Annotated in this window: 9 protein-coding genes; all 9 read right to left on the bottom strand. The window is 61.5% G+C overall.

From position 1 onward, the window contains the following. Nucleotides 1-8: 8 nt before the first annotated feature. Nucleotides 9-1,643, bottom strand: a complete 1,635-nt coding sequence (locus LOY43_RS00735; protein ID WP_258709055.1) for an efflux transporter outer membrane subunit — start codon at nt 1,641-1,643, stop codon at nt 9-11. Further along, the gene (locus tag LOY43_RS00730; RefSeq protein ID WP_258709054.1) at nt 1,640-2,710 is read right to left on the bottom strand and encodes an HlyD family secretion protein; all 1,071 of its coding nucleotides are present in this window, start codon (nt 2,708-2,710) and stop codon (nt 1,640-1,642) included. The genes LOY43_RS00735 and LOY43_RS00730 overlap by 4 nt, the downstream gene beginning before the upstream one ends. 27 nt (nt 2,711-2,737) lie before the next feature. Further along, nucleotides 2,738-4,276, bottom strand: coding sequence for an MFS transporter (locus LOY43_RS00725; RefSeq protein ID WP_095047029.1), 1,539 nt, complete (start codon nt 4,274-4,276; stop codon nt 2,738-2,740). Nucleotides 4,277-4,499: 223 nt separating this feature from the next. Beyond that, entirely contained in the window at nt 4,500-5,417 is a 918-nt protein-coding gene (locus LOY43_RS00720) for a LysR family transcriptional regulator (RefSeq protein WP_016985559.1), read from the bottom strand. Nucleotides 5,418-5,614: 197 nt separating this feature from the next. Then, nucleotides 5,615-6,481, bottom strand: coding sequence for an ABC transporter permease (locus LOY43_RS00715; protein ID WP_258709053.1), 867 nt, complete (start codon nt 6,479-6,481; stop codon nt 5,615-5,617). A gap of 20 nt (nt 6,482-6,501) precedes the next feature. Beyond that, the gene (locus tag LOY43_RS00710; RefSeq protein ID WP_016985557.1) at nt 6,502-7,362 is read right to left on the bottom strand and encodes an ABC transporter ATP-binding protein; all 861 of its coding nucleotides are present in this window, start codon (nt 7,360-7,362) and stop codon (nt 6,502-6,504) included. Between the two features lie 22 nt (nt 7,363-7,384). Next, nucleotides 7,385-8,281 (bottom strand): TauD/TfdA family dioxygenase, encoded by an 897-nt coding sequence (locus LOY43_RS00705; protein ID WP_095047028.1) that lies wholly within the window; start codon nt 8,279-8,281, stop codon nt 7,385-7,387. A 360-nt stretch (nt 8,282-8,641) separates the two neighbouring features. After that, nucleotides 8,642-10,009 carry an HlyD family type I secretion periplasmic adaptor subunit gene (locus tag LOY43_RS00700; RefSeq protein ID WP_007918311.1) on the bottom strand — a complete coding sequence of 456 codons (1,368 nt, stop codon included), beginning with the start codon at nt 10,007-10,009 and terminating at the stop codon, nt 8,642-8,644. Beyond that, nucleotides 9,999-12,155, bottom strand: a complete 2,157-nt coding sequence (locus LOY43_RS00695) for a type I secretion system permease/ATPase (RefSeq protein ID WP_258709052.1) — start codon at nt 12,153-12,155, stop codon at nt 9,999-10,001. The genes LOY43_RS00700 and LOY43_RS00695 overlap by 11 nt, the downstream gene beginning before the upstream one ends. Between the last annotated feature and the right edge of the window lie 32 nt (nt 12,156-12,187).

The following is a 12,187-nucleotide window of genomic DNA, read 5'->3' as shown; positions in this document are numbered from 1 at the left end:
CCTGCCCATCACTTTAGGTCAGCCACGGCAGAACCGTCGATGTCGGTTTGTGCTTTCACGACGCCCGGCGCCATTGCCGCCATTTGCCCTTCCGGGTAAACCGACTGCCATCCCCCGCCCAACGCCTTGTACAGCCCGACCATGGCCAGCGACACGCCGGTGGAGCTCTCCACCCACTGTTCCTGCGTCGCCAGCAGCGCGCTTTGCACGGTGAGGACGTTGACGAAATCGACCACGCCTTCGACGTATTGCTGTTGCGCAGTGCGCAGGGCGATCTGGTTCTGGCGTACGGCTTCGGCGAGGCTGTCGCGGCGGCGTTGACTGGCGTTGTAGGCGGTCAGTTGATCGTCGATTTCGTGCCAGGCACGCAGTACGGTTTGCTGGTAGGCAACGGCCGCTTCCTGCTGTTGCGCTTCGCGCAGTTGCAGCACGCCGCGCAGGCGTCCGCCGTCGAATAACGGCAAACTGAATTGCGGGCCGATGCCGAAGGCCCGCGAACCCCACGAGCCAAAGTCGCTGAGCTGCATGGCTTGCGAGCCGAGGTTGCCGGACAGGGTGATGCGCGGATAGAAATCGCCCTTGGCCACGCCGATATTGGCAGTGGCAGCGTGCAGGCGCGCTTCGGCCTGGCGGATGTCAGGGCGGCGTTCGGCCAGTTGCGACGGCAGGCCGATGGCGACTTGCAGCGGCGACTGCGGCACGGCGGCGTCTGTGGATAACTCCTTGGCCAATGCCTGTGGCGGTTCGCCCATCAACAGGCTGATCGCGTTGATCAGTTGCGATTGGCGCTGTTCCAGCGCGGGCAGGCGCGACTCGATCGCGGCGACTTGCGCGGCGGCTTCGGCAACGTCGAGGTCAGTCGCCACGCCGTCGGCCAGGCGCAGTTGCGAGAGCTTGAGGCTGTGCCGGGCAACATCGAGGTTTTGCTCGGTGACCGCGCGAGTGTTCTGCACGCCGCGCAGCTGAATGTAGTTTTGTGCGGTATCGGCGAGCACGGCCAGCAACACGCCGCGACGGTCGTTTTCGGCGACTTCGAGGTTAGCATCGGCAGCTTCGGTTTCGCGGCGCACGCGGCCCCAGAAATCCAGTTCCCATGAGGCGGAGAAACCGGCGTCCCACAGGTTGAACGCGGAATCGCCGTTGCGTCCGGACGGGTCGTTCAGGCCTTCGCCGCTGTTGCGTTTGCGCGCGTAGCTGCCAGTGGCGGCGGTGTTCGGATAACGGTCGGCGGTGATCACCTGGCGAGCGGCGCGGCTTTGTTGCAGGCGGCTGCTGGCCAGTTGCAGGTCGAGGTTGCTCTTCACCGCACGTTGAGTGAGCGCGGAGAGTTGCGCGTCGTGGAAGACTTCCCACCAGCGTTCGTTGAGAGGTTCGCTGACGGCTTGGCTGGGGGCGGACTTGGCGGGTTTGCTCCAGTCAGCGATTTGCGTGGTTTCGGGCTTGTGGAAGTCCGGGCCTACGGTGCAGGCAGTGAGGCTTACTGCGAGCAAGGCACTGAAGGTGAGTGGCTGCCACAGACCCCATCGCTGGCAAGCCAGCTCCCACAGGGATTGTGCAGGTTGTCCAAATTGTTGAGCCCTACCGACGGAACCTGTGGGAGCTGGCTTGCCAGCGATGAGGCCAGTCGAATTACCACCCATCATCGCTGGGTCACCTCACGCACGGATTTCTCTGAACTGCCCGTATCAATACTCGCCTCCACCGACATCCCCACGCGCAAGCGCTCGGCCAATGGCTGACCCGGTTCCAGCATGATCTTCACCGGAATCCGCTGCACCACCTTGGTGAAATTACCCGTCGCGTTGTCCGGTTTCACCGCCGCAAAGGTCACGCCTGTGGCTGGTGCAATACTTTCCACGCGACCGCTCAAGGCTTCGCCACCAAGGCTGTCGACGCGCACCTGCACCTCTTGCCCCGGCTGCACGTCCGTCAGTTGCGTCTCCTGAAAATTCGCCACGACATACGCCTGCTGCAACGGCACCACCGCCAGCAGCTTGCTGCCCGGCGTCACATAGGCGCCGACGCGCACGGCGCGCTCGCCGATCATGCCGTCCTGCGGTGCGGTGATGCGCGTGTAGGAGAGTTCGAAACTGGCGATTTCCAGTGCCGCTTGTGCGTGTTTCAAACTGCCTTCGGCCGCATCTCGTTGAGCGGTAAGAATGTCGACTTGCTTGCGCTCTGCCGCCAGTTTCGCCGTGGCGGTGTCGAGATGAGCCGTGGCCTGATCGATGCGAGTGCGCGCCTGTTGCGCGTTTTGCACGGTGCCGGCGCCGACGCCCGCCAAGTGGTTGTAGCGGTTCAATTCCTGCTGGGCAAAGGCCATTTCAGCCTTGGCAGACACCACCGAGGCTTGCGCCTGGGCGATCACCGAAGTCTGGCGCTCCAGCGTCGCTTTGGCATTCTGCAACTGCGCCCGCGCGACCAGGGTTTGCGCGTCCGCTGCCTCAGCTGAAGCGCGCAAGTCGCGATCATCGATCAGCGCCAGCAACTGGCCCGCCTTCACTTGCTGGTTGTCCTCCACCAAGACTTCCTTGATAAACCCGGCCACGCGCGGCACGACGAGCGTGTAGTCGGCAGAGACAAAGGCGTCGTTGGTGTTTTGCTGGGTGCGTTTACCAAACACACCGGGGAATGCCAGGTATACCAGCACGCCGACAGCCAGCGCGGCCGCTACAGCCACTGCGAGTTTTTGCTTTGCTTGAGTCGTCATAAAAACCTTCATTGTTCAGTGCAGCAATCAGGTCGGTGCGCGGGGCGGAAAGATCCGCGTCGGCAGCCAGAAAATCAGCAGGATCAACGCCACCGCGACGCCGGCCATGCACACGTAGAGATCGGAAGAGGTCAGCACCACGGCCTGCTCGTGCAGGCGATGGGCGAGGCCCGGATCGCTGCGGTCGGCCAGCGGCGAATTGCCGAGGCTGTCGACCAACATGGTCGAGTGAAAATGCAGGCGCGCCGTGGTCAGCGCCTCAAGCGCCCCGGTGGCGACCACCGCTGCCAGACCTTTCACGGTGTTGAACCACGCCGAGGCAAACGGACCGTCCGTTGGCTGGATGCTGCCGGTCGAGAGCATCAACAGCGGCAACACTGACATCGGTTGACCAAAGATCTGCAGCCATTGCAGGACGTAGAAATTGTCGCGAATCCATTCCGCGGTCAGCAGCGAGCCACCGAGGCAGGACAGCACCAGCATGCTCAAACCGATCCCGAGCACCCAGCGGCAATCGACCCAGCGCAGGTTGCACAACGCTGCCACCAACGGCAGCGCAATCAGTTGCGGCAACGCGGCGATCAGCATGATCGGTGCGGTCTGCGCCGGGCGATAACCCTGCACCTGTGCCAGATAACTCGACGGAATCAACACCACCGCCTGCAGAACGACCAGCACACCGGCCAACGTCATCAAGGCGAACGACAGGTTACGAATACCGAGCATCTGCAATTTGAAAAACGGGATCGGCTGCGACCACTCGTTGATCAGGAACGCCACCAGCAGCAGCGAGCCGGCGCCGAGCAATCCACAGATCAGGCTCGACTCGAACCAGTCCAGCCGATTGCCCTGCAACAAACCGATCACCAACATGCAGATCGCCGGAAAGCCCAGCAGCAGGCCCTTCCAGTTGAACGATTTGAGGCGTTCCAAACGCAGCGAGTCCTGCGGAATACCCCACGCGACCATCGCCATAGCGATCAGGCACGGCACGATGATCTGCCAGAACGTCCATTGCCAACCGACGTATTCGGTCCATAAACCGGCCAGCGGCGTGCCGAGACCCGGGCCGAATGTCGCCGTCAGTGCGTAGCCGGCCAGACCGTAAAGCTTGATGTTCGCCGGCAAAAAGCGCAGGGCGACGGTCATCAGCATCGGCGGTAACGCACCGCCGGCCAGCCCCTGCAAAGTGCGCATCAGCAGCAGACTTTCGTAGTTCGGTGCAAACGGGCACAGCACGCCAAGCAAGGTGAACAGGCTGATCGCGCAGAGGGTGAAGCGGCGCAACGAGAAGGTCACCGAACACCACGGCGCGAAGGCCATGGCTGCGACCGAGGTGGCGGTGTAGCTGGCGACCAGCCAGGTGCCTTCGTCGTAACCGATGTGCAACCCGCCACGGATGTCGGCCAGGGCCACCTTGGTGACCATCTCGTTGAGGCCCGACACCAGCACCGCCAGCAGCACGCCGACCAGGCCAATGATGATCCGCGCCCCGAACACCGGTGGCGCGGCCGCCGTCGCCGGGCTGGCCGCGGCGATGGGCACCGCAGCCGACAGGGATGTCATGAATACACACTCCGGAGGGAAAAATACCGGAGCATCTTAGTCGGGCTTAGCAATGACGAAAATTGACTTATTGGCAGCTTATAAGTGCGCCGGACGCAATCATTAACCTCTGTAGGAGTGAGCCTGCTCGCGATAGCGTTGGGTCAGCCAATGTATGTGTTGACTGACACACCGCTATCGCGAGCAGGCTCACTCCTACAAGGGTTTTGTGTGGGTTCGCAGATTAAGGCTGGGCAGCCAGCCACGTTTCATCACAACAAGCCTTGAGCGTTTCTCGCAGCCAGCGGTGTGCCGGATCCTTGTCGAAACGCGGGTGCCAGGCCTGGGTCAGCATCAGTGTTGGCAACGGGATTGGCAGGTCGAACGAGCGCAGTTTCAAACCGAGCCGGCGCACGCTGAGCAACGCTTCTTTGGGCACCGGCAGGATCAGGTCGGAATCCGGCAAGGCAAACATCGCCGCATGAAAACTCGGCGCAATCACCGCCACGCGCCGCTCCAGGCCTAGCGCATTCAGCGCCGTATCGATCGGGCCGCGCGCGATGCCGCGTCGCGACATGCTGATATGGGAAAACCCGGCGTAGCGCTCGGCGGTGATTTCACCGTCGAGCAATGGATGATCTTCGCGCACCAGTCCCACGAAGTGCGTCGAGAACAGGTTCTGCACTTTGACTTCCGGGGTGACGGGCCGGGTGTTGCTGACGCTCAGATCGATGCGGCCCTCGCGCAGTGCCTCATCGTCGCCATCGCCTTCCGGGACGAAACGCAATTCGCAGTGCGGCGCCAGTTGATCGAGGGTGTCGAATAGCTTGCCGCCGTAAACACCGATGAAGAAGTCATTGGCACGGATGCTGAAGCGCCGGCGCAGCGTGCCCAGTTCCACCGAGTCGGCCGAGCGGAACAGCAGCGCGGCCTGCTCGACCACATCGCGCACCTGCTCGCGCAACTCTAGCGCCTTGGGGGTTGGCACCAGACCACGACCGGCGCGCACAAGGATCGGGTCGCCGATGGCCTCGCGGATCCGCGTCAGGGTGCGGCTCATGGCCGCCGGACTGAGGTTCATCCGCCGAGCGGCGCCGACCACACTGCCCTCATCGAGCAAGGCGTCGAGGGCGACCAGAAGGTTCATGTCCGGGAGCTGCATACTGAGCACTCATGGCTGATCAGGATTGATCTGCGCGCAATGCTAGCAAACATCCTTTAGGTATGGAGGCGCCGGACAGGACGCCATCGCTGGCAAGCCAGCTCCCACAGTGGTTGAGGCGTTCACAACATCTGAAAACACCAAAAAACCTGTGGGAGCTGGCTTGCCAGCGATGGGGCCAGCCGTCACGCCAGAAATTACCGCTGCATCCCCCACCGCTTAACGGTCACCCGCTCCAGCGTATCGAACACCAGATTCTCCACCAGCAACCCGATCAGAATCACCACCGCCAACCCGGCAAACACCTTGTCGGTATACAGCTCATTGCGATTCTGAAAGATGTACCAACCCAGCCCACCCTTGCCGCTGGTCGCGCCAAACACTAGTTCCGCCGCGATCAACGTGCGCCAGGCAAACGCCCAGCCGATCTTCAGCCCGGCCAGAATCGACGGCAGCGCCGCCGGGATCAGGATGAACAGCACCAGCCGCAAGCCCTTCAAACCGTAATTGCGCCCGGCCATGCGCAGCGTTTCAGAAACTCCGAGATACCCCGCGTAAGTGTTTAGTGCCAAAGCCCACAACACCGAATGCACCAGCACAAAAATCAGGCTGTTCTGCCCTAGGCCAAACCACAGCAGCGCCAGCGGCAACAGGGCAATCGCCGGCAACGGGTTGAACATCGAGGTCATCGTGCTCAGCAGATCGCGCCCCAACTGCGTCGACACCGCCAGCGTGGTCAGGGCAAACGCCAGAACGATGCCGATCAGGTAGCCCTTGATCAGGACCACCAGCGATATCCACACCTTGGCCAGCAGCTCACCACTGAGCAGCCCCTCGAACAGCGCGTGGCTGGTCTGCAAGAAACTCGGCAGCATCAGGTCATTGTTCTGGATCCGTGCGACCACTTCCCACAGCACCGCCAGCACAATCAGGATCAGGCCTTTACGCAACCAGCCCTGTTGCCACAGCCGCGTGCCGAGCGACAACTCCCGCTCGACCGGCACTTCAGTCAGCGGCTCCAGAACAACTTCAAACTCTTCACGCACGGATGATGAATGGCTCATCGGGTAGTCCTCCTGGCCGCTCAATAGGCAATGCGAATGTCGTTGAAGTCGTGATCACGCTCGGTTTCCGGCGACTGGCCTTCGTCGAACAGCAGTCGATGAATGCGCCGCGCCGACTCCTGAAACGCCACGCCACCCAAGCTGTGCAAGTCGTATTGATGGCTGTGCACTTCGGCGCGCACCCGGCCGGGATGCGGCGACAGCAGCAGAATACGATTGCCGACCACCAACGCCTCTTCAATCGAGTGGGTGACGAACAGCAGAGTGAAGCGCACCTCTTCCCAGAGCAGCAGCAGTTCTTCCTGCATCTTGCGCCGGGTCAGCGCATCGAGTGCGGCGAATGGCTCGTCCATCAGCAGGATTTTCGGCTGCATCGCCAACGCCCGGGCAATCGCTACGCGCGCTTTCATGCCACCAGACAAAGTGTGCGGATAGGCATCGGCAAACGCCGCCAAGCCGACCTTTTCCAGATAGTGCAGCGCGCGTTCTTCAGCTTCTTTTTTCTTCAGCGTGCGTGAGGCGAGCAGCGGAAACATCACGTTCTGTTTTACGGTTTTCCACGGCGGCAGCTGATCGAATTCCTGAAACACCACAATCCGGTCCGGACCCGGCGCATCGACGCGCTGACCTTGCAGACGGATCTCGCCTTCGCACGGTTGAATGAACCCGGCGACCGCTTTGAGCAAGGTGGATTTGCCGCAACCGGACGGCCCGAGCAACACGTAGCGATCGGCCGGATCGATTTCGAAACTGACCTGGTGAGTGGCGCGCACCACGCGTTGCGGGGTGCGGTATTCGAGGCTGACATGATCGACCGCCAGCAGCGCTTCGCTGCGAGCGATCGGGTTGCTGGCCGCGTGGCCTGGCAAGGGAGCGTTCATGATTTGATCAATCTCCGGCGAATCAGAAAGGCGCGTCGCCCTGAATGGTCGTGCGATACAGCTTGCGGCGCAGGTGCGCGGGGCAGCCGGCGGCGAGATGGATCAGCGAACGGTTGTCCCAGAACACCAAGTCGTGTGGCTGCCACTGATGGCGGTAGATGTTTTGCGGCAGCACGCTGTGGGCGTAAAGCTCGGTCAGCAACTGCTGGCTCTCGTCATCCGGCAGGCCGACGATGCGCGTGGTGAAACCTTCGCTGACGAACAACGCCTTGCGGCCGTTTTCCGGGTGCGTGCGCACCACCGGGTGCACCACTTCCGCGACTTGAGCCAGTTGCTCCGGGGTCAGGGTCGGGCGCCAGTTGCCTTCGAATTTGGTTTCGCTATAGCGGGCGGTGTAGGAATGCGCGGCACTGCGGCCTTCGACCGCTTTGCGCAACGCTTCGGGCAAGCTGTCCCAGGCTTTGTGCATGTCGGCGAACAGCGTGTCGCCGCCCTCCTCTGGCAACTCCTGTGCATGGAGCATCGAGCCGAGACTTGGCAACTCTTTATAGGAGAGATCGGAGTGCCAGAACTTGCCAGCATCGCCGAGGCCGATGTTCTGGCCGTTTTCGATGATGTTGGAAACAATGAGGATTTCCGGGTGATTGGCCAGCAGGAACTGCTTGAGCACGTGGATCTGCAACACGCCGAAGCGGCGGCTGAAGTCGATCTGTTGCTGTGGGGTGATTTGCTGGTCGCGGAACACCACGACGTGGTGATCCAGGTGCGCGCGATGAATGCGTGCGAAGTCCTGATCATTGATCGGCCGAGTGAGGTCGAGACCAATGATCTCGGCGCCGACGGCACCGCTGAACGGGCGGATTTCAAAGGATTGTGGCGCGGCGGTCGCGGCGCTTGGGGAAGCAGTAGCTGCGGACATCTTTCCATCTCCCACGCACGGCGCGCTCACGGGCGCGCTCGTCGATCAGACACTCACGCTGGATTGCGTGTTGGTTCAGGTCGTGCGGCGCGCCGATTGGTCGGCAGGTACGCAGGGGGAGACTTTATAGCTATAAGAATTGGAAATTAAATACCGTTATTGAATAACGATATGGCGAATGGTGAGGAATGGACTGAGTGGTGAGTGACGGTTTTTGTCACTTCCTGACAGAGATGTGGTGTTTGGGCTGCCGCTATCGCGAGCAGGCTCACTCCTACAGGGATCGCATTCCATCTGGAGAAATGCGGTTACTGTAGGAGTGAGCCTGCTCGCGATGAGGCCAGTGAGGTCACTAAAAAATCAACGCTCGTGCAACGCCTCAGCCCGCGCGCGAATGATCGGCTTGAGCAGATAACTCAACACCGACTTCTTGCCGGTAATGATATCCACCGACGCCACCATCCCCGGGATGATCAGCAACGGTTTTTCATCCGTACCCAAGTGGCTGCGCTCAGTGCGCACCTTGATGATGTAGTAGGTGGTTTTCTTGTCTTCGTCGGTGATGGTGTCGGCACCGATCTGCTCAAGCTTGGCTTTGAGCCCGCCGTAAATGGTGTAGTCGTACGCGGTGAATTTGACGATCGCTTCCTGCCCCGGGTGCAGGAACGCGATGTCCTGCGGACGGATCTTCGCTTCGACGAGCAAGGTGTCGTCCAGCGGTACGATTTCGACCATGTCGCTGCCCGGCTGAATAACGCCGCCGATGGTGTTGACCAGCAACTTGTTGACGATGCCGCGCACCGGCGATGTCACCAGCGTGCGGCTGACGCGGTCTTCCAGCGCCTTGCCGGTAGCGCTGGCCTTGTTCAGGTCGGTGCGCGCCTCGTTGAGTTGGGTCAGCGCTTCGCTGCGGAATTTACCGCGCGTCTCGTCGATCTTGCGCTGCACTTCCTTGATCGCCGATTCAGCGCGCGGAATCGCCAGCGTCGTTGCATCCAGCTGACCACGGGTTTCCACCTCGGCACGCTTCAGACGCAAGACCTCCACCGGGGACACCGCGCCCTGCGCCACCAGCGGCTCGGACATATTGATTTCCTGCCGCTGCAAGCCGAGCTGCTGCCGATACTGCGCTTGCTTGGAGGCGAATTCGCGCAGCTCTTGCTGACGCTGAATCAACTGCTCCTGCAAACCACCAATTTCGTCATGCAATTGCTGACGGCGGCTGATGTACAGCGATTCCTCACTTTTCGCCTGGCCCGGCACGGCCTTGAGCACGTCCTCGGGGAAATTCAGCGGACGGTCATCCACTTCGGCGCTCAGGCGCTCGACCCGCAGCAACATCGACAGGCGATCGGCTTCGGTTTCGCCGACGTTGGAGGCAAATCGCGTGTCATCGAGACGAATCAGCGGCGCACCCGCCTCGACGATCTGGCCTTCCTTGACGAACAGTTCGGAGATGATCCCGCCCTCAAGGTTCTGGATTTTCTGGATCTTCGACGACGGAATCGCTTTGCCGTCGCCCTTGGTCACTTCGTCGATCACGGCGAAGTTGGCCCACAGCAGCAGGAAGATAAAGAAGCCGATGATCGCCCAGATGGTCAGGCGCACGACGCGCGGGGCGTCTTCGATCAGCGCTTTGTTGACCTCTGGGAGGGGCTGGCCCTGCAGTGATGCCGAGCCTTTGAAGTAGCGACGGATCGAATCCTTGAAACCCGACTTAAGCAACACTGATCTGCCCCTTCTTCAACGCTTCCATCACGGCGGCTTTCGGGCCATCGGCGAGAATCTGTCCACGGTCAACCACCAGCAGGCGATCGACCAGCGACAGCAGCGACGCCCGGTGCGTCACCAGCACCACAGTCTTGTTTTCAATCACGGCGGCGAGGCGTTGCTTGAGGCGTTCTTCACCGGTGTTGTCCATGGCGCTGGTCGGCTCATCCATCAGCAGGATCGGCGGATTGAGCAACAAGGCCCGGGCCAGCGCAACGTTCTGCCGTTGACCGCCGGAGAGGTTCTGCCCGCGCTCGCCAACTTGCAGCTCATAGCCTTGCGGGTGCAGGCGGGCGAATTCGTGGACGCCGGCCAGTTCGGCCGCCTGCAGGACCAGCTCGTCTTCGACATAACGCGCGCCGGAGACGAGGTTGTCACGCAGGGTGCCGGCCAGCAGTTGGATGTCTTGCGGCACGTAGCCAATGTTGTAGCGCAGTTCGCTGACGTCGATCTGGCGGATATCCACACCGTCGACCAGCAACGCGCCATCGTCCGGCTGATACAGGCCGACCAACAGTTTGGCGAGGGAGCTTTTGCCCGAGCCGCTGCGTCCGATGATGCCGATTTTCTCGCCCGGACGGATCACTAGGTTGATGTTCTTCAGCGCCGGGTTCTGTTGTTCCGGGTAGGTAAAGCTGAGCTGGCGGCACTCGATCGCGCCTTGCAGCACCTTGCGGCTCAGCGGGCGCTCTTCGAAATTGCGCTCTTGCGGCAGCTCCATCATCTGGTCGACCGAGGTCATGGTTACCCGCGCCTGCTGATAACGGGTCAGCAGACCCGACAGCGACGCCAGCGGACTCAGTGCGCGACCGCTAAGCATGTAGCAGGCAATCAGACCGCCCATGCTCAGGTTGCCGGCGATGATCTGGTACACGCCGAAGACAATCATGATCACCCCGGCCAGTTGCTGGATCAGCAGGGTGATGTTCATTGCCAGGCCGGAAAGCATTTTCACCCGCAGCTCGAGACGGCTGAGGGTGCCGATGGTCTGTTCCCACTGGTACTGGCGTTCGCTCTCGGCGTTGTTGACCTTGACCGCGTCGAGGCCGGCGAGTGTTTCGATCAGGCTCGACTGGCGCTCGGCACCGAGGGCCATGGTGCGCTCCATGGTCGCCACCAGCGGTTTCTGCAACGCGTAGCCGATCAGCAAGGCAATCGGGAAAGCCAACACCGGAATCCACACCAAGTGCCCGCCGAGAATGGCGATAACGATAAAGATGAGGATGGTGAACGGCAGGTCGATCAGGCTGGTCAGGGTCAGCGAGGCAAGGAAGTCGCGCAGGCTCTGAAACTCGTGGATGTTCTGCGCAAAACTGCCGACCCGCGCCGGGCGGTATTTCATCGACATACCGACGATGCGTTCGAACAGCGTCGCGGAGATGATCAGGTCGGTTTTCTTCCCGGCCAGATCCAGGCACAAACTGCGCAGGCTCTTGAGGATCAGGTCAAAGAGGTAGGCGCCGGTAATCCCGAGGGCCAGCACCCACAGGGTCGCTTCGGCCTGGTTCGGCACCACGCGGTCGTAGACGTTCATCACGAACAGCGGCGCGGCCATGGCGATGATGTTGATCAGGAAACTCGCGGCGATCGCATCGGCATACAGCCAGCGCGAGCGCTTGAGGGTGTCGCGGAACCACGAGCGGGCACGTGGAATCAGCGTGCCGTGGTTGACGTCGAATTTGTGTTGCGGCTGGGCGAAGAAGACTTTGCCGGTGTAATCGTCAGCGAGCAATTCGCGACTGACGATGGACTCGCCGCCGTCGGTTTCGCTGAGCAACACCCGCGCTTCGTGGTCACCCTGCCAGCCGAGCAGGACGGCGCTGCGGCCATCCTTGAGCAGCAACAATGCCGGCATGGCGATCGCCGGAATTTCTTCCAGTTTGCGCTGCAGCACTCGACCTTGCAGGCCGGCGCGAGCCGCCGCGCGGGGCAGCAACTCGACACTGAGGCGTTGTTTGGGCAGCGGCAGGCCGGTGGTCAGCATCGCCGCGCTGGCGGGTTTCTGGTGGAGCATGCAAAGGGCGAGCAGGCCGTCCAGTAACGGATCGTCGTGCAACGCGCGTGGATCATGACTGAGTTGAACTCGACTGACTTCTGATTCCACGCTCGACACTCTTTGACAGTTGAAAAGGGATA

Source organism: Pseudomonas sp. B21-041 (assembly GCF_024748675.1).
Taxonomy (GTDB): domain Bacteria; phylum Pseudomonadota; class Gammaproteobacteria; order Pseudomonadales; family Pseudomonadaceae; genus Aquipseudomonas; species Aquipseudomonas neuropathica.
Note: the sequence above shows the minus strand (reverse complement) of the source record. Positions and strands in the feature narration are given on the sequence as shown.

Excerpts from the sequence above, each read along its gene's own strand:
- LOY43_RS00735 (WP_258709055.1), bottom strand. The coding sequence starts at position 1,643 with ATGATGGGTGGTAATTCGACTGGCCTCATCGCTGGCAAGCCAGCTCCC.
- LOY43_RS00715 (WP_258709053.1), bottom strand. The coding sequence starts at position 6,481 with ATGAGCCATTCATCATCCGTGCGTGAAGAGTTTGAAGTTGTTCTGGAG.
- LOY43_RS00720 (WP_016985559.1), bottom strand. The coding sequence starts at position 5,417 with ATGCAGCTCCCGGACATGAACCTTCTGGTCGCCCTCGACGCCTTGCTC.
- LOY43_RS00710 (WP_016985557.1), bottom strand. The coding sequence starts at position 7,362 with ATGAACGCTCCCTTGCCAGGCCACGCGGCCAGCAACCCGATCGCTCGC.
- LOY43_RS00730 (WP_258709054.1), bottom strand. The coding sequence starts at position 2,710 with ATGACGACTCAAGCAAAGCAAAAACTCGCAGTGGCTGTAGCGGCCGCG.
- LOY43_RS00705 (WP_095047028.1), bottom strand. The coding sequence starts at position 8,281 with ATGTCCGCAGCTACTGCTTCCCCAAGCGCCGCGACCGCCGCGCCACAA.
- LOY43_RS00725 (WP_095047029.1), bottom strand. The coding sequence starts at position 4,276 with ATGACATCCCTGTCGGCTGCGGTGCCCATCGCCGCGGCCAGCCCGGCG.